The organism is Brevibacterium sp. UCMA 11754, assembly GCF_021532275.1.
In the GTDB taxonomy this organism is placed as follows: Bacteria; Actinomycetota; Actinomycetes; order Actinomycetales; family Brevibacteriaceae; genus Brevibacterium.
On record NZ_JACBOT010000001.1, the window covers coordinates 327,343 to 352,771 of the forward strand.

At 61.1% G+C, this 25,429-nt stretch carries 19 protein-coding genes; 6 read left to right on the forward strand and 13 right to left on the reverse strand.

Annotation, left to right across the window (positions count from 1 at the left end; translation table 11 throughout):
• Positions 1–39 precede the first annotated feature (39 nt).
• The 4 genes from HX613_RS01515 to HX613_RS01530 form a co-directional block, all read right to left on the reverse strand.
• Complete coding sequence (locus tag HX613_RS01515) at positions 40–1,041, reverse strand: alpha/beta hydrolase (protein WP_235343721.1); 1,002 nt, start codon at positions 1,039–1,041, stop codon at positions 40–42.
• Positions 1,042–1,132: 91 nt separating this feature from the next.
• On the reverse strand, positions 1,133–2,863 hold the full coding sequence (locus HX613_RS01520) for an FAD-dependent monooxygenase (protein WP_235343722.1): 1,731 nt from the start codon (positions 2,861–2,863) through the stop codon (positions 1,133–1,135).
• The gene (locus HX613_RS01525) at positions 2,860–4,098 is read right to left on the reverse strand and encodes an MFS transporter (RefSeq protein WP_235343723.1); all 1,239 of its coding nucleotides are present in this window, start codon (positions 4,096–4,098) and stop codon (positions 2,860–2,862) included. Before HX613_RS01525 ends, HX613_RS01520 begins: the two co-directional genes overlap by 4 nt.
• Positions 4,099–4,181: 83 nt before the next feature.
• Positions 4,182–5,039: a fumarylacetoacetate hydrolase family protein gene (locus HX613_RS01530; protein ID WP_235343724.1), complete on the reverse strand. Its 858-nt coding sequence runs from the start codon at positions 5,037–5,039 to the stop codon at positions 4,182–4,184.
• A gap of 62 nt (positions 5,040–5,101) precedes the next feature.
• On the opposite strand from HX613_RS01530, the gene HX613_RS01535 reads away from it, so the two are divergent.
• The 4 genes from HX613_RS01535 to HX613_RS01550 all read left to right on the forward strand — a co-directional run bounded on the left by HX613_RS01535 (position 5,102) and on the right by HX613_RS01550 (position 9,469).
• Positions 5,102–5,833, forward strand: coding sequence for a FadR/GntR family transcriptional regulator (locus HX613_RS01535; RefSeq protein ID WP_235343725.1), 732 nt, complete (start codon positions 5,102–5,104; stop codon positions 5,831–5,833).
• 20 nt (positions 5,834–5,853) lie between these two features.
• Positions 5,854–7,110 carry a DUF3500 domain-containing protein gene (locus tag HX613_RS01540; RefSeq protein ID WP_235343726.1) on the forward strand — a complete coding sequence of 419 codons (1,257 nt, stop codon included), beginning with the start codon at positions 5,854–5,856 and terminating at the stop codon, positions 7,108–7,110.
• A gap of 164 nt (positions 7,111–7,274) precedes the next feature.
• A complete protein-coding gene (locus HX613_RS01545; protein WP_235343728.1) occupies positions 7,275–8,444 on the forward strand; it encodes a YbfB/YjiJ family MFS transporter in 1,170 nt (389 codons plus the stop codon).
• A gap of 113 nt (positions 8,445–8,557) precedes the next feature.
• The gene (locus HX613_RS01550; RefSeq protein WP_235343729.1) at positions 8,558–9,469 is read left to right on the forward strand and encodes an LCP family protein; all 912 of its coding nucleotides are present in this window, start codon (positions 8,558–8,560) and stop codon (positions 9,467–9,469) included.
• Positions 9,470–9,471: 2 nt separating this feature from the next.
• Here HX613_RS01550 and HX613_RS01555 read toward each other — a convergent pair whose 3' ends face one another.
• The gene (locus tag HX613_RS01555) at positions 9,472–10,641 is read right to left on the reverse strand and encodes a hypothetical protein (protein ID WP_235343730.1); all 1,170 of its coding nucleotides are present in this window, start codon (positions 10,639–10,641) and stop codon (positions 9,472–9,474) included.
• Between the two features lie 489 nt (positions 10,642–11,130).
• Positions 11,131–11,898 (reverse strand): acyltransferase, encoded by a 768-nt coding sequence (locus HX613_RS01560; RefSeq protein ID WP_235343732.1) that lies wholly within the window; start codon positions 11,896–11,898, stop codon positions 11,131–11,133.
• Between the two features lie 269 nt (positions 11,899–12,167).
• Here HX613_RS01560 and HX613_RS01565 point away from each other — a divergent pair, with 269 nt between their 5' ends.
• Positions 12,168–14,192: a CDP-glycerol glycerophosphotransferase family protein gene (locus HX613_RS01565; protein WP_235343734.1), complete on the forward strand. Its 2,025-nt coding sequence runs from the start codon at positions 12,168–12,170 to the stop codon at positions 14,190–14,192.
• Positions 14,189–16,081: a hypothetical protein gene (locus HX613_RS01570; protein WP_235343735.1), complete on the forward strand. Its 1,893-nt coding sequence runs from the start codon at positions 14,189–14,191 to the stop codon at positions 16,079–16,081. Before HX613_RS01565 ends, HX613_RS01570 begins: the two co-directional genes overlap by 4 nt.
• 114 nt (positions 16,082–16,195) lie before the next feature.
• Here the strand turns inward: HX613_RS01570 and HX613_RS01575 are convergent, their stop codons facing one another.
• Genes HX613_RS01575 through HX613_RS01605 form a run of 7 tightly spaced genes read right to left on the reverse strand, consistent with a single transcriptional unit; the run spans position 16,196 to position 25,332 of the window.
• Complete coding sequence (locus HX613_RS01575; protein ID WP_235343736.1) at positions 16,196–17,068, reverse strand: DUF6270 domain-containing protein; 873 nt, start codon at positions 17,066–17,068, stop codon at positions 16,196–16,198.
• The gene (locus HX613_RS01580; RefSeq protein WP_235343737.1) at positions 17,065–18,369 is read right to left on the reverse strand and encodes an ABC transporter ATP-binding protein; all 1,305 of its coding nucleotides are present in this window, start codon (positions 18,367–18,369) and stop codon (positions 17,065–17,067) included. The genes HX613_RS01575 and HX613_RS01580 overlap by 4 nt, the downstream gene beginning before the upstream one ends.
• Positions 18,356–19,255 (reverse strand): ABC transporter permease, encoded by a 900-nt coding sequence (locus HX613_RS01585; RefSeq protein WP_235343738.1) that lies wholly within the window; start codon positions 19,253–19,255, stop codon positions 18,356–18,358. Before HX613_RS01585 ends, HX613_RS01580 begins: the two co-directional genes overlap by 14 nt.
• Entirely contained in the window at positions 19,252–21,015 is a 1,764-nt protein-coding gene (locus HX613_RS01590) for a glycosyltransferase family 4 protein (RefSeq protein WP_235343739.1), read from the reverse strand. The genes HX613_RS01585 and HX613_RS01590 overlap by 4 nt, the downstream gene beginning before the upstream one ends.
• Positions 21,012–22,361 (reverse strand): glycosyltransferase family 4 protein, encoded by a 1,350-nt coding sequence (locus HX613_RS01595; RefSeq protein WP_235343740.1) that lies wholly within the window; start codon positions 22,359–22,361, stop codon positions 21,012–21,014. Before HX613_RS01595 ends, HX613_RS01590 begins: the two co-directional genes overlap by 4 nt.
• On the reverse strand, positions 22,358–23,395 hold the full coding sequence (locus HX613_RS01600) for an MraY family glycosyltransferase (RefSeq protein WP_235343741.1): 1,038 nt from the start codon (positions 23,393–23,395) through the stop codon (positions 22,358–22,360). Before HX613_RS01600 ends, HX613_RS01595 begins: the two co-directional genes overlap by 4 nt.
• Positions 23,395–25,332, reverse strand: a complete 1,938-nt coding sequence (locus HX613_RS01605) for a polysaccharide biosynthesis protein (RefSeq protein WP_235343743.1) — start codon at positions 25,330–25,332, stop codon at positions 23,395–23,397. Before HX613_RS01605 ends, HX613_RS01600 begins: the two co-directional genes overlap by 1 nt.
• Positions 25,333–25,429: the final 97 nt, after the last annotated feature.

Genomic DNA, 25,429 nt, shown 5'->3' on the forward strand with positions numbered 1-25,429 from the left:
TTCGTCGATGATGGATTGTGTGTTCGGCACAGTGCCCGGTCAGCGCCGGACTGCGCCGAGGTGGTGGGCGAAGAAGTTGCGGACGAGCTCGAAGGACGGGTATCTCCCCCGTGGATCGAAGCCGCCGCGGTTGTCAGCGGTGAAGGGGGTCTCGGGTTCGGCCTCGAGTCGGCCGTTGTCGAGTCGGACGCCGGGCCCGAGTTCGAGCACCTCTCCAGGGTTGAAGAATCCATGGCCAAAGCCCTCGATGAGGTAGAGCAGGGACTCGCCGCCGTGCGCGCTCAACCGCTCGTGGAATTCCCGGGACTGAGCAGCCGGCACTGCGGCGTCCACGGTTCCGTGGAGAATGAAGAAGGGCGGGGAATCGGTGATGTCCAGGAGTGCGGGGCTCGCCTCGCGAGCCCTTTCCCGCAGAGCTTCGTAAGCAGTCGCGGTGGAGGGAAGTCCGCCGAGGAGGTCCTCCTCGGGCGTGGCTGCGCGCCGATATCGCGGCCCCGCCTCCCGCCCCCGCTCAGGCTCAGGCTCAGGCTCAGGCTCAGGCTCAGGCTCAGGAAATCCTGGCAGCAGAGCCGCGATATCCGCGGGGCCGTAACCGTCGACGACGCAGGCCACCTCGGTGCTCAGGTTCGCGTAGTCGGCGGGGATCGTCTCCCCGGGCAGCCTCGGTGTGGGTGCGCTCAGCGCCGTGAACGCGGCAATGTGAGAGCCTGCCGACGACCCCCACAGGCCGATGGAATCGCTGTCCAGGCAGAACTCGTCTCCATGGCTGCGCAGCCACCGGAGCGCTTGGCGCAAGTCATGGACCTGTGCCGGATGTGGGTGTTCGGGCGCGCGACGGTAGTCGATGGAGACCATGGCGAAGCCGGCGGAACAGAAGTGCCGGGCGAAGTCCGGTCGGGCAGTGCGGTCCTGCAGCCTCCAGCCACCTCCGTGGATCCAGACGATGACGGGCCACCCCTCCTCCGGCGGCTGTCCCGAGGGGAGCTCTAGGTCGAGGAGAAGCTCGGGATGGGCCGGGTCGAATGCTGCAGTGTGGGTCATGAGGCCTCCCTGCGTTGAGTCGTGCCCTGCGGCTGCGAGTTCCCAGGCGGCAAGCCCTGCGGCCGTGAGTTCTGCAATCGTGTGTCCGCCTTCAGTCCAGTCGTCGGGAGCCCGACCGCTCTGAGCAGCGCCGAGGCAAGGACCATATCGGGGCGGTACGCCTGCCGGTACCCGCCACTTCAATCACTCCGTCCCCCTCACCTGCGGACGCATATGCAGCCACCGATGCAGTGGCCACAATATGGAAATCGGGCCGCACGAGCACCAGATCCTTACCCCACAGCGCTCGTGCCGTGTCAGCATCGGCCCCGGACAGACGAATCACCCGCAGAGGGATCGTATTCCCCCGCGCCGTGAGTTCGAGCTTCTCGGTCGAAATGTCCTCGCCGGTGACGAACACGGTGAAGCCGCGCGCATCGAGATACACGCTCGCTCCGCCTACAAGTCGAAAATGCGGCAGCAGACAACCAGGCAGAGCCTGGGGACGATACTCGACGGCATCGACGAAGGGAGCCGGACCAGAGGCGACGCGGGAAGTGCCCGCATACTCATATCCGAGGACGAGACCTTCGGAATGGAATTCGCTGGCCTTGACCGCCAACGCCTCGTGGACCCGTGCGCGCACCACGTCTCCCTCGGCTCCGGCCGCATCGAGCAAGGGGTCGATGAAGTCGTAGGCGAGTGCTTTCCCGTTCGCCGCAGCATCGGCGATCATCCGGGCGGCCACGGGACGCCGCTCTTCTTCGTAGCTGTCGAGGAGGCTCGGGTCGGCCCATCCATCATGGACGGCGATGAGCTTCCAGGCGAGGTTCTCTGCGTCGGAGATACAGGTGTTGAAGCCGTGCCCGCCCCAGGGCGGATTGAGATGAGCTGCGTCCCCGACGAGGAAGACACGGCGGTCGCTCTCCGCACCGCCGTAGGAATCAGCGAGCAGCATCCGCGCGGTCCACGAATCGGTGGCAAGCACCTCGATGTCGACGTCGGGGCCGACCCCAGCCATGGTACGGATCGTTGCGGCCACCTCGGCGGGGTCATCAATGGGGTCACAGCCCTGGAGGATGGCCCACCAGGTGCCGTCCCGATCGAGTTCGCCGATCATTCCCGAAGTGGTCTCATTGACGATCCACCACTGCACGGCCGGATCGATGCTCACCTGCCCTCTCAGCCTCGCCGAGGTGAAGACGACGTTGAAGTTCGGGCGCGGGGCGCTCGTTCCCTGGAAATTGATGTCCAGAGATTTGCGTACTCGCGATGTGCCGCCATCGGCTCCGATGATCCACTTCGCCGCCAATTCGACCACATCGGCATCGGCACCGTCGCTGGCGTCCGAGGCAACGCTGACAGTGCCAGACGAAGGATCTGCGCCCAGTGCTCGGGCTCCCGTGATGTAGGTGATGTGGTTATTGCGCGCTGCCGCCTCGCGAAGCACCTGTTCGACCTCAGGTTGCGGGATCTGCTGACCGCATTCAGGCGAGAGATCGTAGTCGCCGGCGACAAGCTGGAACGCATGATGGAAGCGCCGGAGCTCGTGACCCCTCAGGCTTGTACAGAAGACGACGTCCTGCGAAAAGGCAACCGGCAGGGCCGCACTCTCGCGGACTCTTTCGGCCAGCCCGATGCCGGCCAGCAGTGACATGGTCCGCGCGTTCGTGGTTTTGGCCCGGGGCCGCAGCGGGTCGACCTCGGCTCGTGGTTCGATGACGACCGAGTCGACGCCGGCAGCCGCCAGGCGCAGGGCCAGGTAGGTTCCACTCGGGCCGCCACCGGCGATGGCGACAGTCGTACGGTCGGGGACCTTGTCGAGTCCGTGGACGATGGTCACGCAGAGGCTCCTTCGGTGGACATGGGCTTGGCGGGCACCGCCATTCTGTCACGCAGCGGCATGGCGATAGCGGCGATCACGCCGAGCACGGCGGGGATCGCAAACCACATTGCTGCGGCTCCCGGGAAACCGCCCACGGTGGCGGCGATCGCACCGTAGGTGGGTCCGGCGATGGCGCCGAGGCGGCCGGCGGCGAGCGCCCAGCCGAGCCCTGTGGCGCGGACCTCGGGCGGATAGTACTGGGCGATGTGATCGTTGATCATGTTCTGTGTCCCCATTCCTCCCACACCGGCGAAGAAGATCGCGGCGAAGAGAAGGAGGTGACTCTGCGTCATCGAGACTGCCAGCAATGACAGTGCGGCGATCGAGAAACCGAGGATGACCATGTACTTCGGTGCCGACTGCTGAGCGATCCATGCGATGACCACGGTACCGATGATGCACCCCAAAGAGTAGATCGAGAGGAAGGCGATCGAGGACTGGGCGGCAAATCCGGCATCCTGCATGATGACGGGCAGCCAGGTGGTGATCCCGAACATTGTGAGCATGCTGATCGCGCACACGATCCAGAACAGCAGCGTTGGTACGAGCTGCTTGACTGTGAACAGTCGTGAGACCCCGGAGACGCGAGTGCGACCGGGTGCCGCTGGTGCGGCTTTTGCCGCAAGGAAGACCTCGGACTCCGGCAGCCACCGCCACACGGCGAGCAGCAGGAGGAATGAGAGCCCGCCGAGTGCGTAGACGGGGCGCACCCCGTGGTCGACGACGAGGGCGGTGGCTGTCAGTGCTCCGATCAGCGAACCCACAGGCGGTCCGGTGAGCACGGCTCCGACGGCGAGGGACACCTTGCCTTTGGGCGCGGACTCGTTTGCGATGGCCACCGCGGTCGGCAGGACACCGCCGACTCCGATGCAGGTGATGAACCGGAAGATGGCGAATGCTGTGAAGTTCGGTGCGAGGGCGCACAGGATCATGCCGATGCTGAAGATGCCAAGCGAGGTCATCAGCAGCTTCCGTCGGCCCAGCCTGTCGGTCAGGGTGCCGGCCGCCAGTGAGCCGAGCAGCATCCCGATGAGGGCGATGCTGCCGACGGTGCCAGCAAGGCTCTTGGTCACTCCCCAGTCGGGGCTTCCGAGGAAACCGGGCAGTGTCGCGCCGTAGACGTAGAGGTCGTAACCGTCGCAGAGGAGGGCAAGCCAGCAGATGAGGAGGATGGCCCATGTGGGTGTTCGCATGTGTGGTGTCATTGGTCTTCGCCTTTGAAGTGGTGACTGTCGGTGGGTGATGAGGTGAGCAATGGATGAAGAATGCTCTGTACTCAGTTCGCGCGTGCGGTGATGCGGTTCCTCAGGGACCCGAGTCTGTCGACCTCGACCTCGACGATGTCGCCGGGATGGAGGAGCCATTCGGGTTGACGCGTGTAGCCGACGCCCTCAGGTGTTCCGGTGGCCAGAAGATCCCCCGGCAGCAGAGTGAAGGTGCGTGAGATGAGGGCCAGGGTCGACGCGGGAGAGTAGACGATGTCGGCGGTGTTGCCGTCCTGGACGGTCTCACCGTTGACCCGGGTACGCACGCGCAGACCGTCGGAGAGGTCGCCGACCTCGGAGGCAGGGACGAGTGGACCGAGCGGACCGGAATTGTCGCCGTTCTTCCCGAGAATCCACTGGGAGGTGAGCTTCTGTGCGATACGCGAGGTGACGTCGTTGAAGGTCGAGTAGCCGACGATCGCGGCCTGCGCTTCATCGTCGCTGGCATCGGCGAGGGTATCTCCGACGTACGCGACGATCTCGCCCTCCCAGTCGAGGCCGCGTTCGTTGGCAGGCACTGGGATCTCGGCACCGTCGACACTGAGACTGCGGGTCCAGCGAGCGAAGAGCGTCGGATGCTCGGGGAAGGCCTGATCTTTGAAGCTGCCCTCTGCATGGTGGGCCCGATAGTTCAGTCCGATGCAGATGACCCGCGCCTCGGGCAGCACCGGCGGAACGACACGGTAGTCGGCGATGGAAACGATCTCACCGGCGGCTTTGTGGTCAGCAGCGTCGCCGGCGGCAGCGATGTGTCCAGCAGCATCGGACCAGAACTCCCGCAGCTCCGCGATGACCCGGGCCTCGGTCTCCGAGATCCTGTCGGCCACGAAGGTGGTTCGGTCGGGCGATTCCAGTCCAATGAGCTTCATTGCGTCTCCTCGCAGAGTAAAGAACTTAAACATATGTATGTTTCGTATGGTTAAATAGAAATATGGCACAGATCACCGACGATGTCCAGAACTCCGCCGAGGCGGTCCTCCCGCAATCGGGCAGCCGTTCCCGTCCGCTCTCCCGCGGGGAACACCTCGCCGAATCGATCCGCGAAGCCATCGGTGAACGCAAGTTGGCTGCCGGCGACTTCTTCGGCACCCTCGAGTCCATCCGCGATGAGACCGGGCTGGCGCGGACGACCGTGAGCGAGGCAGTCAAGCTCCTCCGCGATCGCGGTGTCCTCGTCGTCAAACCGGGCCGGGGCGGAGGCCTATTCGTGGCGAAGACGACCCCGATCGTGCGGTTGCGCCACACCCTCATGCGCGTCGACGGCGATCCGGCGTCGGCTGCCGATGCCATCGAACTGCGTGAATCGCTCGAGGAGCTCATCGCCCTCAAGGCCGCGCTCCACCGCTCAGCAGCCGACTGCCGAGAGCTCGAATCGGTTCTCGACGAGATGCGCGAGGCCCGGACTTGGGACGACTTCATGCAGAGCAACTGGAAGCTCCACGCCGCGATCGCGGCGATCTGCCCGAATTCGATGGCCCGACCCGTCTATGAGAGCACTTTGGGGTTCCTTTCAGATGCCCACGCCGAGCAGGACGGAGAGGTCGACTCGAGCTACTGGGGCACGCGTGTGCGGGTGCACGAGAACCTCGTCGCCGCCATCTCCGCAGGTGACGTCGAGGCCGTGCGTGCGGCCGTCGCTGACCACGCGTCCTCACGCGGCTGAGCGTCGAAGGAGAGACTCTGATGACCCATGAGAATTCCACGCCGTTTCGCCAGTTCATGTACCCGCCGGGGCACCCGAGGATCGAGGACCTCAAGGAGCTCAACGCCTACGAGTACCGTGAGGTCGCCAAAGCACAAGGCACCTTCACCGGTGGCCTCGTCGCCGGCTGGGAGCCCCTCTACCTCAATGACTTCACCGGAGTCACGAATGATGGGCAGATCATCCAGGGACTCTACCCACTCGCTCCTGCCGAGCCGGGTGAGGAAGCACCGGTCACGGAAATGCTCAGCGCTGCCCAGACACTGTTCGATACCTGCTCCGCCGACGAGGTGGAGAAGCTGCGCTACCCGGTCGATGCGGTCGAGTGGCAGACTTGGGCTAATCCCGAATTCATGCAGTTCGACACCGGCCTGCGGCTCGAGTTCACCTCAGATCAGGTGCGGCAAGCCGCGCTGGACCTTGTCCGGGCGAGCCTGAGTGACGAAGGATTCGAGCTCACCCATTCGATGATGCTCATCAACGGATTCCTCGGGGAGGTCGTGGGACTGGAGAACATCCTCGGCGAGTTCTCGTACAACTTCGCTGTCTACGGAACTCCCGATGAAAGGGCGCCTTGGGGTTGGCAGCTCTACGGCCATCACTGCGCCGTCAACTGCCTGATCGTCGAGGGCCGGATGACGATTTCACCGGTGTTCCATGGGGCGGAACCGAACGAGATTGATGCGGGACCACACGTCGGCCTGCGTTCCTTCGATGATCGTGTCGACGCGGGTACGGACGTGATGGCGCTGCTGAGCCAGGAACAGCGCGCCGAGGCGGTCGTCTACGAGCAGATCGTCGATCCGGCCATGCCCGAAGGTCGCGTCCATCCCGGTGACGAACGACATCTTGCCGGAGCGTTTCAAGACAACCGAGTCATCCCCTACGAGGGAGTGCGGGTGGGCACGCTGGATGCTCGGACGCAGGAGGCTGTTGTCGCCCTCGTCGCGACCTTCCTCAAAATCCTGCCCCAGGGCCCGTGCCGCGCGAAGCTGCGCGAAGTCGGAGAGCACCTGCACGACTCGTACTTCAGTTGGATCGGAGGAACCGAGCCGGGGGATGTGTTCTACTACCGGTTCCAGTCCCCGGTGCTCATCGTCGAACTTGACCACCACTGCGGAGTGTTCCTCGACTACGACGTTCCCCAACGCTTCCATGTTCACACGCTCATGCGCGTACCCAACGGCAATGATTACGGCCGCGCCTGGGTTCGCCAGTGGCAGCAACAACGAATCTGAAACCGAGCCCAGCGTGAGTCCACATGAACCTCCCTTCGGCCTGTCCCGAAACAAGACAGTGGGATCATGGTTCGTGAGCGAGACAGCATAGAGTGGCCGACGGCGACTCAACAACCATTCGTCGAGCTTGCCAACTGTTGCCGCCGACCGAAGGGGCCATTGCTGTGGGCACGACCAACACCACCGTCATCCGCGGCACCCTCGGACTGGCTCTGGCCATGGGAATGGGCAGGTTCTTCTACACGCCCGTCCTCCCGCTCATGGTCGCCGCATTGCACTGGAGCTCGGCTCCAGGTGCCTGGATCGCCACACTCAACTACGTGGGATACTTCATCGGTTCCCTGGTCATCGCCCGCGGCTGGGTTGAACCTACCCGAGGCGTCTACCGCTTAAGCCTCATCGTCTCCACCCTGTGCCTGGCCGCCATCCCCCTGACGTCGAATCTGATCTGGCAGGGATCGGTGCGCACGCTGGCCGGAATCGCTTCGGGCCTGATCTTCGTCTGCATCACCCAGCGCATCCCGTTCGTGGCCCGCAGACCTGCCGATGCCGGCCTCGTCTATGCGGGAATCGGCACCGGCATCCTCATCTCCGGAGCCATCGTCCTGACCGCCGGTTCTCTTGTCGATTGGCGCGAGCTGTGGCTCATCTGCGCACTCCTCAGCGCCGTATTCACCGCCATCGCCTGGACCTGGCCCATGCCTGCACGCGGAGGCGATGGGGCTGCCGGTCCGCCCGCCGAGGTGGTCGGCGCGAGCGAGCATCCCGCCGCCATCACCCCGACGGCACCGATCATCCGCCGGGCCATGGCGGTACTGACGGCCGGCTACTTCTTCCAAGGCTTCGGCTACATCATCATCGGCACCTATTTGGTTGTTCTTGCCAAACCGGTCTTCGGTGAGACAGCTGCCGCATCAACCTGGGTCGTCGCCGGCATTGCGACGGCGGCCTCACCGTTGATCTGGTCGAACGTCGCCGCCCGCATCGGCACCCGCCGCGGGCTCGTCGTCTGCTACTGCCTGCAGGTCGGTGGAGCCGCGATCGCGGTCTTCGGCACCAATCCGGTCCTGCTCCTCATCTCCGCGGCACTCTTCGGTGGGACCTTCGTCGGGGCGGTCATGATGACCATCGGCGAGGGCACCCAAATGGGCATCACTGCAGCTGCCGCGAAACTCACGACCTGGTACAGCCTCGGCCAGATCGCCGGCCCCGCACTGGTCGCCCTTGCACTGAGTGAGACCATCACCGGCAGCTTCATCGCCGCCGCGGTTGCCCTGCTTCTGGCCATGACTTTGACTCTGCTCGGTTCGCTGGCCGGCAACGGCAAGAGATGACCATCGAGGTGACCGGGCCCTCCCCTACCCACCCAACGACACCTGTTGCATCGTCCCCGCTATGATTGATACTGCAGGATAAGTACTGATCACACCGAGGAAGGCGCACCGCGATGGCGAAGCTGAAGAAGATGGTCTCGGCAGTAGGTTCCATCAAGGACCTGGGCAGCGCCCGAGCCGAATTCGACGATGCCTCCCGAGTCCTGCCCGACGAAGCGATCTTCCCACCCGACGACATTCGTCCGGCAGACACCGAGGCTCGTACTCTCCTGCTACGGATCACGCATGCCACCGAGGCGCAGGAGACCACGAGCCAGGGTGATACCTTCGCGGTCATCCATATCCCAGCGGCGAATGACTTCGCGGCCGTGATGACGCTCAACCCTTCCGCACAGATCGAATCGAGTCAGACCTTCGCCACCATCGCTGATGAAGGTGGTTGGCCGGTCACCGTCGCCATGGTCGAAGACATCCTGGGTGTGCGCATCGATCACGTGGCCGAACTCGAATCCTCAGCACTGGGCCAGGTCGTCACCGAGCTCGGCGGCCTGCCGGTCTACAGTCGTGCCGCATTCTGTGCCGACGGCACGGACTTCGTCGAGGGCACCAACCATCTCGATGCCGACACCGCGGGAGTCTTCGCCTCGGCCGATCCGATCGACGATGCCGGGCAGACACGGACCCGCAATCAGCGTGCAGCACTGCGTGCGCTCATCCAGGCGCTCAAGGCTGGCGGTCTGGCCAAGGACCCCAACAAGGGTGCGACTGTGCTCGGTCATTTCGCCAGCGGTATCCACCACGATAAGGCCCTGACGACAGTGGAGCTGGCCAAGATCGCCAACAGCCTCCGCCAGCTTGAATCAGATGACATCGCCGTCGTCACCATCCCCACGACTTCCCGCCGAGACCACGAAGGCACCGTCATCATTGACCTCGATGCCGAGGCCATGCCCGCGCTCAAGGGCGCACTTGCCAGCAACGACCTGCCCGACTTCTTCCGGTACCTGGTGTCGCTGGGGTACTGACCCTACTTCTTACGCATGATGAAGACAGTCACTGAGCTTCCAGCCAGGTCGATATTCAGCTCGTTGTCTTCGCCGTCAGCATCTGCGCTGGCTGTCTTCTTCGGTCCGCTGTAGGGCACTGTGTCCGGAAGCGGGTTGTACGGCACCACTTTGGTAGCGCTCTTCGCTTCATTCGACGGCCCGTAGACCTGTGTTGCTCCCTCGACGGAGAATCCGTCCGGCATTTTGAGAGTCGTAGGATTGCCACCAACCTCTGCATCGTCGTTGGCGTTGATGACGGTAGTCACCAGTGTTTTGCCGTCGTCCTTGACCACTGTGTAGGCGTTCATGTTCCCACCTCCGTTGACGGAGGTTTTTGTGAACGTTCCGCCGACGCTGGGCGCGAGGAGTCGCAGCCCGAGCATATTGGGACGCGGTTCGAAATTTTCCGAGGTCTGCCCGTGATCGGCAGGATCACAGATCAGGGACATCGGCGCCCCGCCACTACACGCACCGAGCATCGAATGCATGGCCATGCGTTCGACACCGAGCGTCGCTGCGTGCAGCGCGTAATCCGCCGCCCAGAGTGCCGAGGCGTTCGTCAGCGAGGTGTCATTCGTTCCCGGGCAACTCGTGGGTCCGGTTTCTTCGAGCCACAGCGGCAGTCCTGCGGCATCAGCTTTGTCCTTGCCGATGCCCAGGCTCTTCGCCGCCGACTTCTTCGCTAAGGGGTCAATGAGGTTCTCTGCCTGCGGGCCACGGCCCGGGATCTTGTCAGATTCACATTCGTAGAGCTGGTACCAGTGTTGGGAGATCGCAGTCTTCTGACCCACATCGGAATCAGCGAATGCCTCCATCCACGCACCGTCATAGACGTCGGGCCCGATGATCGGAGCATCGGGCCGTTTGGCATGGATCGCCTTCGCATATGCTTCGAGCTGCTGAACGTATTTCTTCTTGTCCCAGGTCTTCCCGCGCACAGCACCGTTGGGAACGTCCTTGACCGTGTACCCATTGGGCTCGTTGCCGATGGCTAGCCCTTCCAGCGAGTCGCCGAGGATGTCGACCGCGTGTGAGGCCATGTCGGCTCCTCGTTCCGGGTCGTATGTTCCCAGTGGGATACCCATGGTCACCTTGGATCCCGTGACATCAACGAGCTTCTTCAGTCGTTTGAGGTCCTCCGGTGTCACCACGATCTGTTCCGAACTTTTGGCCGACTCCCCTGACGACGTCCAGAACACCCGCCGGTCGAGTTCGTTCCCACCGAAACGCAATGCTGGGGACCCCAGTGAGGTGAGCAGATCCTCGAGATTTGACGATCCCGGATCCAGTCGGGCATCGGAAAGAGTTGTAGATTCGAATGAGATCCCAATGTTGTCAGCACGGAAGCCCTTGTTCGTCTTCTCGTCTGAGAGTGAGAGTGTGGCTGCTTCTCCGTGGGTGTCCGACGAAAAATTCTGTTCGAACTCAGTCTGGGTAGGGGTCGGCTCTACCGGTTGAGAGGCACCCCCGGAGGATGGGCCTGAGGTGCAAGCACTGAGTAGCAGGACCATCGACGCAGACGACGTCACAACCGTTCGCCTGTTCACCATCGCCCGATATTTCCCTCCAGACAGCGTGCATTGCCATAGTCATTTGTTCCACGAATGAGTTCGCGCCGACGAAGAGCTGCCAGCTGCAGTTCACTTCATCTTCGCATATCCGAACCGGTACAGGATTCTGGTAACTATGCCCGGCGGTTCTTCAGACACGGGTGGCTCGGCGTCGAGAGTCTCGTTCCAATAGTCGTCGCTCTTCGTCACATATGTGACATCAGGCTTGTACGGTGGCGGCACGAACGACAGGTGGGGGCGTTCCCATGCGATGTTGCGACGCACGACCCTGACTGGAGAACCCACTGCAATGCAGTTGTTCGGCACTCGCCCCGTGACGAGACCTCGAAAGCCGATGACCGAGCCATCCGCCACATCGGCACCAGCGAGTGCCACAGCCTGCCTGCCGAACCACACATGGTTGCCGATCGTAATGTCCTTGACCGGGTTCACCCGTTTGCCGCTGCCGAGGTCGAAGATCGGGTGTCCGTCGTCAGCTCGGAATTCGTTCTCGCTGGCGAGCATCACATCGTTGCCCAATCTCACGGTTGCCCCTTCTACCGCGCTGATGGTGCATGTCGTTGTCGAAGTCACGTCGGCACCGATGATCACACTGGAGTCCTGTCCGACTCTGATATTCATCGCGAATCCGTGCCTTGCATTCGGCCCAATGACCAAAGTGCCGTTGTCGCAGTCGAAGACCACGAACAGCCTCTTGATTTTCGCACGGGGATCAATCGAAATCCGATTGTTCGTCCCGCGGATCGTCACGGCCACATTCCTGTCGAAAACCGTCGGCGAATCGATCCTGTTGCCAAGTTCGTCGCTGTAGTCCGACAACTTCGTCAGCTTCTTCACGTCGCTCAGTCTATCCGGGAAGAACGATTACTTACCCCTCACGACAAGGGCGCTTCACCTCAAGCCCTTCACTACACATGATGTGTATCATATCCATCTGTAGTTGATCGCTATTCTTCTGTAGTCCCGACAGCTTGGCGTTCAACGCTCACTCAGGCTGCTCCTGCTCCACGCGGACGTTGGTTACTGTTCAGCGGTCATTCATGTAACATACCTTGCAGGTTCAGACTGTCGAACCAGACCAACGTTGCCAGTACTTCGAGGATCGCATGTCCGAGCAAGAACCACTCCTGACCGTCGTCATCGAGGCGGCCGAGCCGCTCGACAAGGAGTCAACGACGTATCGTCGCTTGATGTCGGCTCGATTGCAGTGGGAGACGTCGTTCGTTATCACGGTCGACAAATCTCCGTTGACGACGCCGCGAATTGCTGAGATCTGCGCTGCACGCCCGAGCAAGTACATTGTCTTCGTCAAGCAGAGCCATCAGATTTCGGCAAATTTTCTCAGTACAATTCTCAAGCACATCAATTCGCGCACCGTCTATATGGCCGAGCCATTTATTTACAGCGGATCGATCCCGAAGAAGGTCGGGAAGCCGAGAAACGAGCTCACCTACGTCTACGATCGCGATACCGATATTCACGGCGTGGTCTTCAACGCTGGCCGCTTAGCTGACGCTCTGGATGCAGTCAGCGATATCGACAGGACTGCTATATACCTGGCTTATCGGCTCTATTGGTCAATTAACGACATCAACCCACTGGAGACAGGGTATTCTGTCGCATCGGTGACAAAGTCAGCCATTGGGCTCACCACCGGCCAAGGCCCCCGTCGATTGCTCCCGTTGATTCCCTCGAGCTCATCGAAAGTGCGGCTCCACGTCCTTCGCCTGCTGATCTTGTTCCTCAGAGGCCTGCGCGAGTCGGAATCAACCGATGTTCCGCTCGATCATCTGCGCGACATCGTAGAAACATATCAGCTCACGAATTATCTCAATTACCCCGAACCGATGCACCCGTTCGAGTGCGCATGGATCAAATGGCTTGACGATCCTCACGCACCGCAGCAACTGTTCAAGAGACTCTCTGACAAGGATGCGTACTTCGAGTTCAGTGACGCCGACAATTCATTGGACTCGGACATCGAGTTGCACAGAATCTCTTTCGGTAATGAGACTGTAGCCGTCAGCAAGTCGTACCTGCCGCACGAGCGGCGGCCGGAACTCGATTCTCCGGAGGTGTATGACTTCTACTCGCGGCCCATCACCACGAATTCGACGATCATCTTCTTTGATCGGCCGATGCAGGCCGACGACAACGCCGAATACCTCTACGCCCATTTCACCCAGCAGCACCCCGAGTTCGACAAGGTCTACTTTGCGCTCAATCCGAAGTCACCGGACTGGGAGAGGCTGAGCCAGTGCGGATTCAAGCTCATCCCCATCTTCACACCCGAATTCAATGAGCTGTTCCTTCGATCCGACCTTGTCGTCTCATCTCAGATCTACAACCTCAGGCACAAGGGCAAGACGCTGGCGAACTCACGCTTCGTCTATCTGCAGCATGGGGTCCAGCTCAATGACATGACGAACTGGGTGAACTCGAAGTACTTCGACATCTTCGTCGCCACCGGCGTGGTAGAGGCGGACTACCTGAGAGAAGTTGCACCGGTAGAGGTCATCAATTCGGGATTGCCACGGCTCGAGACCCTGCGGAGCAACGCGGACCGAAGCGGGAACCTCCTGTTCATGCCGACCTGGCGCTTCAACCTGCACCATGCCAGCCCTGATCAATTCCGGGATTCCCAGTACTACCGAGCGATCAGCGATCTACTCACAGACAAGACGCTGCTCGAGTTCCTGGAACGCACGGATAGAGAACTCCACGTCAAGCTGCATCCCAACGTCGAGACGAGGGCCGGGGCATTCCGATTCTCCGACCGAGTCATCAAATCGGATCTCAGCTATCGGGAGGCCATCTCCGACGCGGAGGTGGTCTTCACCGACTACAGCTCGGCCGTACTCGATGCTTCATTCGTAGGAACGCCGATCGCCTACTACCAATGGGACACAGAAGACTTCTACCTTGAACAGCCATACCAGAGCCGCCTCGACTACCGACAAGACGGACTCGGGCCAGTGTTCACTGAACACAATGACGTCGTCGCTCATTTGGTCAGTGAGCGATACTCAACGCCCGATCCTGAGCTCGAGGCACGCCGGGACACATTCTTTGCCGGAGTCGATGTCGACCGAATCAATGACACAATCATCGACCGAATGCTGAGCCTATGAAGAACCCCATCAACGCCGTCCGGCGCGCCATGACCGAGAGCGCGAAGAGAATCGCCTACTCACCACAGGTGCGCAATGCCGCACGCACGGTGCTCACATCGGACGCAGCTAACCCGGTGCGCAATGTCCTCGCCGACAAAGGCTTGGAGGGGCACCTACAGCGATTCACGTCGGAGAGCCTCCCCGAGGACAAATACTTCGCCAAACTGACCATTGAGAACTGGGAACAGTTCAACGGCCAGAGCTTCCGCCTCTACCAGGATTCGACGGTAGCCTACGGGAACGAGATCGAACCTCCAGCCAAGGGCTTCCCATTGGAGTACCGGAACCTCATCGTCACTTCCGCAGACGTCTCAGACTTCACCCTGGACATTGATTCGCCGTATACCCTGCAGATTGGCAAGGGCGCCTTCACCACTCCCCAACAGGTTTCCTATGACAAGCAGTACGGAGTCGAACAGCATGGCGATGTCTTCTACTCCAAGCGGGGAAACACAACTTCACCGAAGAAGCTGTTCATCACATTCCCCGGGTTCGGCCCCTCAACATCACGCATCTCGTATGCAGTCAGCTACCTCAAAGGAATCACAGAGGCGGAACTGTCCGATACGTTGATGATCTGCTTCCAAGACCGCTACCTCGCAGCTGGGTCGTACATGCTCGTCGACAATGCAGGACGTTCATTGGTCGATCGGGTCAACGAGGTCATTCAGAGCTTCATCGACAAGCACAGCATCCCCAAAGACCAGATCCTCTTATTCGGAGCATCGAAGGGCGGCAGCATCGCCGTCCAATACGCCGACCACTACCCCGAGGCGCAGCTTCTACTCGCGGTTCCGCAGATGCACTTGAAGTACTACCTCGACAAGCCGTTCTTCAAAGACAACATCTACAACGAGAGCGGCATGCACTCGGTACCCCAACCAGAGTCACTGATTCGCCGGTACTTCGATCAGGGACGGACGATCGACTACTTCTATACGAACTCAGACGAACAGAGCAACTTCTCACTCATAGAAGCCGTGACCGAAGTTCCAGGACTGACGAAGTACCGCATCGACGGAAAACACGGGGACGTTGCCAAGAAGGCTCTCCCCACCATGATGGGAATCATCAGACGGTTCGTGTCAGACAACTCTCTGAAAAACGACCTCATGGCCGAGGATATCCACGTCTTCGACGATGGGGACACGTTAGGTGTTCAGATCAGGATCGATGACGACTGGTCTCCGTCTGGTACTGCTAATTGGTACCTGCAGAATACACTCGGCCGCACACAATTCTTGCAGATGCTGACCGAGCACGACCTGCCATTCGTCAAATACACTAACCCGGATCAACGCCTCATTCCTGATCTCGATCGCGCGGATAGCGACTGGGCACTAGTCGCAGTCGACGAGAGCGGGAACCACTGGGAAGGAAGTCTTCCTGAACAACCACGAATGCAAGTAGGTGGCTCAGAAGAGTGGCCACTATCGACTGCAAAACTGCGATTGGATGCGAACACACCGCTGGAGCATTTCATCGTAAGCGGCAGCGACATCTCCACATTCATATACATGTCTCGTCGCGGAATCGGACAAGTCAGCGCCATCGATATATACGTTGTCGACGACATCAACGAATTCGATCTCGCTGAATACAGCATGAACTCTGAATCCCGATTCGTCGCCGCAATCGAGACCGAAGACCTGGACCACCATCTCGCGCTTATGATTGATCGACTATCCGTGATCTCAGCGTGCGACGCCAGAAACGTATCGGACCTCCGGAGTACGTGTAACAGTGTTGTCGATCGGGCCTACGTTACCGCCAACACGGATGATCTACCCGCAGAGTGTGTTGGCGCCGAGAATCGTCTGAGCACGGATTTCGTTGTCTCCGGATAGTGCACGGAATCAGCTAAACGAGATCTTCGGCCGGCTGAAACCGTCTGGAGATACCATTGAACTCTCAACTCCGCGCATGGCGATTGCAGCCTGTTCAGGCTCAAATCGTCAGATTCATGCCTCGCCAACACCAATCTGCTGAATCACACTGCGCACAATGGATTGATAGTCTTCGTCCCGATAGTGGAACGGTTGAGGGCCCCATTTGTGGCTCCTACTGATCCGAACTTCGCTGCTCGTTCTTGTCACAGTCGAGGCAACCATCATCCTTGCAGCATCGCGGTAGCGACCATATTCCTCGTTGGCGCTAGCCGCCCTATGTGCGTATTCTTCGGTTTCCGTCGGTTTGACCGTGCCCAAGCTTCTCCAGGCTTCGCCAATACTTTGGCCCTTAGACAATCTCCTCCTTGCCTCACGAGTGCCGCGCTGCAATTTCCGCCAGTTGCGTCCGAGCTTCGCCAATCTGTCGTTCTGCGGGTGCCGAGCGCCGTCCACAGCCGCGGCCCATTCGATGTCGAGAAGAACCGTTCGGTCCCACAAATCTGCCGCGATGAGTCCCTCGATGAGTTTCTCGAATCCCGACTTCCAGCTCTCGAAATGCTCGTCGGTGCCGAATTCAACCAACCGTGCACCTGCACGGTGCGCATCGCGAGCTGCTCTGCAGGATTCGACCTCGAGCGAGTTCGTCATCGTCGTCCCATCAGTGAACAGCCAATAGCCCCGGCGTTCATCGACGAGATCGACGAGAACGAAGTCGAGGCCCTTGGCGCTTTTGACGATCCTCGCGATCCCATTGCCTTTGAGGTCGCCTGTGACCATCCGCTTCTGGAACGCAGAGTCGAGCCCACTGATATCCACTCCATCGGTGCCATGGGGCGTCTCAAGGCTGGTCACCGAGTGGCGGGCGACGTAGGCGAGCACCTCAGCTTCCGGGATGAATTCGGCAGTATCGCGGCTCACGCATGAGCCGAAGATTGCAATCTTCATCTGTGCGATTCCTGAGGTGCCATGTCAGTTTCCTGCCGCAGTTTCTGCCGTTCCTCATAACGGTCATCAGCGATCTGTCGAGCTCGTGATTCGAGTCGTCGTCCCGTGAGGTCGTCGGCTGCAGCCACGGATGAAGCCCGATCTTTCGGATCCGCGGCACGAAGAACTACTCGCTTGTCGCTCGGCCGAAGTCGCAGCGGTGGTGGCTCGTCATGGATCCGCGGAGCGCTGACAGCCTGAGAAGCTGGTTTCGGCAGGGCTGGGAATTTTGCTTTCGAACGGCGGGCTTCCAGATTCTCCGGCCAGGTCTGGGACTCGGCCGCCGCCAACAGCGGTCCTGGAGTTTCTTCGACTTCCTCGGCACTATTTCTGCGATTCACTTGCCTGGCCGACTTAACAGCCTTCTTCACTGTCCTCGCAGCATGACGAGGGATCGGATCCCTGATGAGCTCGGGTTCAAGGATGTTGATCTCTTCCTTCACGGCGTTGCTGACGACGTCGTGAAGGAGCTTGTCTGCGATATCCTCTTTGCCTTTGGCGACGTTCCACGCCCACCAGCGGTATTTCTCCGCGACTGCCTCGGCCGGACCATTCATGAGGATTTCGCCCTTGTGCATCCACACGGCGCGGGTGCACAGCTCCTGGATCACCTTGGCCGCATGGTTGACCAGCAGGACGGTTCCGGCTTCGGCAAGGAGTTCGTCCATTGCACGTTCGCTGCGCTCTGCGAAGGTTGCATCACCGGTCGAGAGCGCTTCGTCGATGAGCAGGATCTTCGGTCGTGCGGACAGAGCAATCGCGAATCGCAGACGGGCGCCCATTCCCGAGGAATAGGTGCCCATCGGTCGGTGGATGGCAGCTCCCAAGGCAGAGAGCTCCACGACGTGGTCGAAGGCTTCCGCGGCCTCCTCAGGGTTCAAGCCCATGGCTAGGCATCCCAGACGGACGTTCTCGCTTCCGGACAGCGACGGTTGAAGGGCCGCGCTCACACCGAGCAGGAGCGGCTGATACCGGACAAGGATACGGCCCCGATCGGGCTGTTCGACACCAGCTATATTGCGCAGGAAAGTCGACTTACCGGACCCGTTGGCACCGACGATGCCGACCATCTCGCCCTCCCGGGCGACAAGGTTGACTCCGCGCAGCGCGCGGACAGTCGTTTGACCTCGGCGCCCAAGCATGGCGTTGCCGATGCGTCGCAGACCCTTGGCATTCTGTTCGGGATCATTGGTATCGACGGTGTATCGGACCTGGACGTTCTCCACGATGATGTTCGGATGTTCGAGCTCAGAGTCGACCATAGCTCTCCTCCCCCCGCCAGAAGAACAGGAATCCGACAATGAGTAGCCCGAATGCCCAGACGGTTCCCATCGCCCACATCCACATCGGTGAGTCGATGCCGTAGAGCAGAGAGTTCCGGGTCAGCGTCAGGTAGGAGTGCATAGGGTTGAATTGCATGGCCGACAGGATGGCCGGATGTTTGTCCAGACGGTCCTCGATCGAGAAGAAGACACCGGACCCGTAGAGCCAGAAACGGCTGATGATGGACATGAAGTTCGTGAGATCCGGGATCTTATGGCCGACCCTAGCCAAGAAGCAGGCAAGCCCAACGTTGAAGATTGTCTGCAGGATGACGACTGGGATGACCAGCACAACGCGCCAGGTGATCACCTCAAGAGGCTCAATGAGTGCGATGAGGATGGCCATGACGACCAGGCTGGGGAGGAAATCGAGGAAGTTACGGACAACAGTGGAGATCGGCAGTGCGGCGCGCGGGAATTGGAAGCCCTTGATCATCGAAGCACCCGAGCGGATCGACCCGGTGCCACCAGTCATGCTCTTGCCGGTGAATTGGAAGAAGAAGACGCCGATGACCAGGTACCCGATGAAGTTATCGATGCCGCGATCAGAATCCAAGATGAACCCGAAGATGAACCAGAATGCGAGTACAGAGAGCAACGGGTTGAGGAACATCCAGCCGTAGCCGAGGAGGTTCTTTCGCGTCGAGCCGCTCATCTTGGCCCGGGATTCGGCGATGATGAAGTGTCGGCGATTCCACAACGCTGCAAGGTAGCTGCGCAGGCTGGTGCGCTTGCCGACGGGGACAAGCCCCTCGCTGGAGACAGAAGGGATCGTGCTCAGGCCGAGCGGATTTGCAGAGTCGCTCGGGTTCGTCGTATCACTCACTTCGGACTAACCCCCATGAGCTGAGAATAGACTTGACCGTATCGCTGACCGATGTCCTTCCACCTCCGTGTCGCAAGGACATGATTACGTCCGTTCTTTCCGAATCTGGTTCTCGCACTATCATTACAGGCAAGTTCCGACAATGCCTCAGCCAAGCTGCTCGTGTCACCTGGGGCGACGCGAAGTCCAGCGGACTCTGGCACGAGTTCGTTCAACGCAGGTAAGTCCGAAATGATGACAGGACGCCCAAGGCCCATCGCCTCGATCGGTTTGATCGGAGTGACGAGCTGGCACACCTGTTCATTCTTCCGAGGGACAACTATAACGTCGAGTCCGAGCTGGTATTGGATGGCCTCTGACTGTGAGACTCTCCCGGTGAAGACAGCGTTCTCGCCCAGAACGGCGGCACGCTCACGCAATTCCGGCAGTGCAACACCGTCGCCGGCGATGAGGAGTCGCAGGTCCGTTCCCTGGGCTCGCGCCAAGATCACGGCGTCGACAAGGATATCGAGTCCTTCATAACCGACGATCGAGGCCGCGGTTCCCACCCAGACACCGGCCGCTGGCAGTCCGAATCCCGCTCGCACTTCTGCCGGTGCTCGTGACGTGTCGGCGGCGACAACTGATTCGGACACCGAATTAGGGATGAGGGTAATCGACTTCTCCGGCACACCGCCCGCGATGAGGTGTTCGCGCATCGTCTCACCCAGGGTGATGACGGCGTCGGCGGCTGTGGCAACCTCGATCTCCTTGGCTCGCATTAGTTCGAAGCGCTGACTGGCTCGTCGTGTGGCACGCTCGGCCGGGGTGCCTCCGGCTGCCGCCCAGGTCTCCTCGAGGACGCCCCGAACTTCGTAGACCCAGGGCAGGCCAGCAGATTGAGCGGCGCTTCTCGTGGCCAGACCGTTGACGTAATGGGTCGTCGTGTGGATGATCTGCGCGCCTCGCTCCTGCGCCTGAGCGGCGATCCAGTTTGCCTGATCACTCAGACGAGCAGTGGGCGTGGGCAGCGGACGCAGCGGCACCTGTCGCAGGTAGTCGACGCCGTCGACGGTCTCGACCGGGCCCGAACTCATCCGCCCGATCGTTACCGGGTAGGAAGGCCTGGTCACGGCGGCCACGAGGTGCCCGGCATCCTGCAAGGTGGTGAGAATGGCGTGCGAGCGGTAAGCATAACCGGAGCGAGTATGGGGCAGGGAGTTCGTCAGCACGTGCAGGGCCGCCGGACGGACGGTCTCTACTGTCGAGGCCTTCGTTGAGGTCGCAGTCGAGGCGCGGGCCGACCGGGCAATGATATGGCTTGAGACCTTGGGCCACCAGCTCGGTTGCAGACTGAGACGTTCATCGACGAGCCGCGTGCGACGAGCACCGTCAGGCAGGACGTCGATCGCCTCGTCGATCTGACCCTTGGTCCAACAGATACGAGAGCTCAATGCGGCGGCACAGGGGACCGAGTCGGCAATGGTCGCGGCCTCGTCGAGGAGGCCGAGGTTGAGGGCGATCTCGCCCAGCAGCCGCGATGGCATCCGGGAACTCGACACGAGGCTCTTCGCCTTCGTCTCCTGCCCCAGCAGCCATGCAGACGCAGCCTGACCTGCATCACCGGGGACAAAGCCGAGGGCACGACCAACGAGACGCGAAGCCGGGCCGGGCAGTCGTCGCGCCAACTGCATGCCGAAGAAGACACGATCGTCGTTGACATGGGCAACGGTCGTCGCGGCCACATTGGTGAGCTGACGGGCAAGGAAAGTCAGATTCATGCGACCACCTGTGTGAGGATGCGTTCGTAGCCGTGGCCCATGGCCGCCGCCGAAGCGTGTCGGATCACCCATTCGCGAGGCTCCTGGCCCAGGGCGGTGCCGAATTCCTCTCCGGCCTCGAGGCGCTTTCGCAATGTCGTCATGGCAGTGGTCACGGAGTCGATGTCTCCCGGGTGCGCCACTTCACCGGCCGCAGTGCTGGTGACGATGTCGGCGGCCTCGCCGGCGACCACGCCGAGGACCGGGATGCGGCGCGCCATGAGCGAGTAAAGCTTCGAAGGCACCGTGCATTCATAGGATTCGAGCGGACTGAGGCTGACGAGTCCGGCATCCGCCCATTCCCAGTGAGCTGCGAGTTCAGCACCGGCGTGCTGGTCAAAGAACTCGACAGGGACACGGTGTTCTGCCGCCAAAGCTTTGAGGGGCGATGCGTCGACACCATCGCCGACGATGCGCAGGCGCACACCCTCGGTGCGGGCCATGGCCCGCACCGTGGTACTGAGATCCTGAGAGCGACCGACGGTTCCCACGTAGAGCAGATTGAGACCGGTCCGTGCCTTGGCAGGTTTCGACGCGGTGACCCCGCTCAGAGTCTCGACGGAGGGCGAGATCATGGGGATCGCACCCGTCGCGGTCAGTCCCGAGGCTCCGGCGAGCTCTGCGGGTGATACCCCGCTGCGCACCACCTCAGCGGTCACGCCCCGATCCTCCAGACGACGTTTGAACCCTTCGGTGGTGACGACCACGACCGCGGCACGCCGTTGGGCGCGGGTCAACAGATCCGGCAGGAGCCTGTGTTCGATGGAACTCGTGAGCTTGTTCGGCAGGTACTTACCGAGGGCACCGGTGACCAGGTTCATCTCAGAGATGAGATCCGGCCAAGCGTCGCGAACCTCGGCGACGTGCGGCACGTGCAGAATCCGGGACAAGGAATCTCCGGCGAGCAAGAACGGTAGTGCCGGGGTCGTGGAGACGATGACATCGGGCTTCATCCTGCCGCGCAGCCGGTCGATGACGGCGGATATGGCACCGGTGGCCGACACTGTCTGGTCGAGCATCTGTCGCGCCATAGACGAACCGCTGTGCAGATAGGGAACCCGCAGGATCCGTTCGCCATCGATTCCGGTGTCCCAGGTGCCGCCGAGGCGCACTGCGACTCGACGTCGACCTCGACCAACCCGGGACCCGAAGAATCCGTCCCGATCAGGATAGGGGTAGTGCGGATGCGGGGCGACGGTGATGACCTGATGACCGGCGGCGCGGAGGTGGTCGACAAGGATCCTCCACCGTCGCTGCGGGGCACCGACCTCAGGATAGTAATAGTGACTGAGAAGCAGGATTTTCATACATTGACCGCCTTTGCTGTCTCACGTCTATTCAGCCACATCGGCAATAGTGCGTAGAGGGCCAATAGTCCTGCCCAAAACACATGAGACGGATAGGTTGCCGCAGTGTTTCCTGCGATCAGGGTTGGTACGGCCAGAATACAGGCGAGGACGCTCAGTGAAGCGTGGAAGAGCGAGACGCTTGCGTGCGACCAGCCGGCCTGTTGGATCCGTTGATAGATGTGCTGGCGGTGAGGGAGGAGGATGTTCTCTCCCTTGAACAGGCGCAGCACAAGGGTGAGCCCAACATCGAAGAGGATGAAGATCATGGGTGCGATGATGATGACGATCGGCACACCGATCACGAACATCCACACCGCGATGGCGAATACCGCTGCACCAACGCCGTAGCTGCCCGTGTCACCCAAAAAGGCCTTTGCACGACCGAGGTTGAACGGCAGAAATCCGGCTGCGGCTCCGGCCAGCGCCAGGGAAAGAAGCGCGAGGTCATTCTCATCGATGTAGTACCCGACGAAGGCGAACCAGGCGCCCGTGACGATCGACCAGCTCGTGACGTAGCCGTTGAGGCCGTCGACGAAGTTCACCGCGTTGACCAGCGTGACACCGATGACGGCGAAGACCAGAACGTGAGCGATGCCCTGCGTGGAGAACAGAGCGATGCAGGCGCTGAAGACTACCGCGAGTATGACCTGCCCGAGCAGACGGCCGACCGGCTGCAGTGAATCAAGGTCGTCGCTCAATCCGATAGCGGAATAGCACCAGGTCAACACCAGGAATCCGATGGGCAGCATGAGACTGCCGAGGCCGAATACGCCATGTTCGGTGACGTTCCAGACCATCGCCAGGACGGTCGCCACGGTGATCCCACACCCGATGGCGACTCCCCCGCCGCGCACGGTCGCTTTGGTATGGGACGAGCGGTGGGACGGCACATCGACGACGCCTGCCCGTCGCAGCAGCGGAAAGACGATGAGAGCGCTGAGCGTCGTGACGACGGCGGCCACGACGAAGATCACCAGCGACTGCAGATCCATCAGCTGGTGGTCCCGACGTCTTCAGCTATATCACCTGAGCCAGTGATCTCCAGGCTTTGCTCTTCCAGGGACAGGCCAAGGACGCGGGTGAGGTCTTCTTCGAGCTGTGTTCGCCGGTTGTAGACACCGGCATCTCGAGAAGCTTCGACGAGTTTTCTCAGCGCATCGAGGTCGATCGGAGTGATCGGCACCTGAGTGATGAGCGGATGAGTGGGGCGGAGGTCTTTCTCTCCGGGGGACAGGAGTGCCTCGGTCAGCTTCTCCCCTGGACGCAGCCCGGTGTAGACGATGCGAGCATCGGAGCGCCCGCTGAGTGCGATGACACGATGGGCAAGATCGTTTATCTTGATCGGTTCACCCATATCGAGGACGAGCGTCTCACCGGGGCGGCCGATGGCCGCAGCCTGCAGGACTAGTTCGCAAGCCTCATCGGCCGTCATGAAGTAGCGGGTGACTTCCGGGTCTGTGACCGTGACCGGATCGCCGGCTGCGACCTGGGCAACAAAGGTCTCCAGCACCGATCCGCGGGAGCCCAGCACGTTGCCGAAGCGCACGGACATGTATTTCCGACCAGACTCAGACGCAACCGAGGCGACTGCTCGTTCGATCGAGAACTTCGTGCGCCCGAGCACCGAGGTAGCCCCCGCTGCCTTGTCCGTGGAAATGTGGACGAAGGAATCGACGTCGTTGGCCACTGCTGCGTCGAGCAGGTCGAGACTGGCACCGACGTTGGTGCGCACCGCCTGTTCGGGGAAGCGTTCGAGGAACGTCAGATGTTTCAGCGCCGCTGCGTGGAAGATGATGTCGGGTTTGCTCTCAGTGACGAGCGCATCGATGAAGGCAGTGTCCCTGAGGTCACCGAGTACGAGGTCCTCACTGGTCAGCAGCGCCGATCCCTCGAGCCCGAGCTGGGTGGCGTGCAGCCCAGACTCGTCCCGGTCGGTCATAACGAGTCGGGCTGGGGCAAATCGGGCGACCTGTTTGCACAGCTGGGAACCAATCGATCCGCCGGCACCAGTGACAAGGACGACACGGTCAGTGATCGCAGACGAGATGTCCTCGACATTTGTCGTGATCGGTTGGCGACCGATGAGGTCTTCGAGACTGACGTCACGGAAATTGCGATGCCGCAGGTCGGCCACATCGGTTGATTCCGGTTCCGGTCGGCTGTAATCGGATACAGCGAATCGCGGCATGATCTTGATCTCGACTGGCCTGGATTCGAGATTCGAAGCGATGGCTTGGAGTTCCTCAGGAGGCAGGTCGGTGATGGCGATGAGCACAACGCTGGCCCCGGTTCGGTCAACCTGATCCGCAATGCTTGAGATTGGCCCGAGCACGCGGATGCCGTTGTAGCGCAGATGTCGTTTGCTCGGATCATCGTCAAGCATCCCGACAGCCGCGTATTCGCCGTGGGAGTCCTGGGCGATCATGTCGAGGGCCAGGGTTCCCTGGCTGCCAGCCCCGACGACTAGGGTCGGCCGAGAGGACCCGGAGGATGTCAATGTCCGATGGCGCAGATTGCGGCGAATCCAGTTCTCCAAGCTCTTGAACACGAGCATCATGGCTCCGGCCGCGATCGGCACGCTGGTGGGAATCAACAGCCGGTCGGCGAAGATGAATTCGGCTACCCACATAATCCCCACGCCCAGGGCCACGGTTCCGGCAATCGCCGCGAACTGATCGGTCGAGCCTCGGCGGTAGCGTCCACGATAGACAGCCAGCGGGCCGCAGACGAGGAATACGACCAAGGCGATCGCCGCGCAGACGAACACGCCGAGGAAACTCACGCGGTCGAAGTAGAAGTCATAGCGGACAAGTGTCATCGCGACGACAAGGAAGGCGAACACAATTCCATCGGTGACGGAGAGGATAAATGCGAAGAGGCCCTTGGCCAAAGGGGTGCGTGAGTGTATGGGTCCGGAGTTGCTTCCCACAGTTCTCATTTCACTCGACTCACACGCACTGCATGAGGGATCGATCTGCAGTGCAGACGATGCCCAAGCGGCCGTAGCCGGCGCATTCCAACTCCTC

Bases quoted from the DNA above. Each gene is read 5' to 3' on its own strand.
- HX613_RS01535 (WP_235343725.1), top strand. From the start codon at position 5,102: ATGGCACAGATCACCGACGATGTCCAGAACTCCGCCGAGGCGGTCCTC.
- HX613_RS01540 (WP_235343726.1), top strand. From the start codon at position 5,854: ATGACCCATGAGAATTCCACGCCGTTTCGCCAGTTCATGTACCCGCCG.
- HX613_RS01590 (WP_235343739.1), bottom strand. From the start codon at position 21,015: ATGAATCTGACTTTCCTTGCCCGTCAGCTCACCAATGTGGCCGCGACG.
- HX613_RS01525 (WP_235343723.1), bottom strand. From the start codon at position 4,098: ATGCGAACACCCACATGGGCCATCCTCCTCATCTGCTGGCTTGCCCTC.
- HX613_RS01570 (WP_235343735.1), top strand. From the start codon at position 14,189: ATGAAGAACCCCATCAACGCCGTCCGGCGCGCCATGACCGAGAGCGCG.
- HX613_RS01550 (WP_235343729.1), top strand. From the start codon at position 8,558: ATGGCGAAGCTGAAGAAGATGGTCTCGGCAGTAGGTTCCATCAAGGAC.
- HX613_RS01515 (WP_235343721.1), bottom strand. From the start codon at position 1,041: ATGACCCACACTGCAGCATTCGACCCGGCCCATCCCGAGCTTCTCCTC.
- HX613_RS01565 (WP_235343734.1), top strand. From the start codon at position 12,168: ATGTCCGAGCAAGAACCACTCCTGACCGTCGTCATCGAGGCGGCCGAG.
- HX613_RS01575 (WP_235343736.1), bottom strand. From the start codon at position 17,068: ATGAAGATTGCAATCTTCGGCTCATGCGTGAGCCGCGATACTGCCGAA.
- HX613_RS01530 (WP_235343724.1), bottom strand. From the start codon at position 5,039: ATGAAGCTCATTGGACTGGAATCGCCCGACCGAACCACCTTCGTGGCC.
- HX613_RS01580 (WP_235343737.1), bottom strand. From the start codon at position 18,369: ATGGTCGACTCTGAGCTCGAACATCCGAACATCATCGTGGAGAACGTC.
- HX613_RS01600 (WP_235343741.1), bottom strand. From the start codon at position 23,395: ATGGATCTGCAGTCGCTGGTGATCTTCGTCGTGGCCGCCGTCGTCACG.
- HX613_RS01595 (WP_235343740.1), bottom strand. From the start codon at position 22,361: ATGAAAATCCTGCTTCTCAGTCACTATTACTATCCTGAGGTCGGTGCC.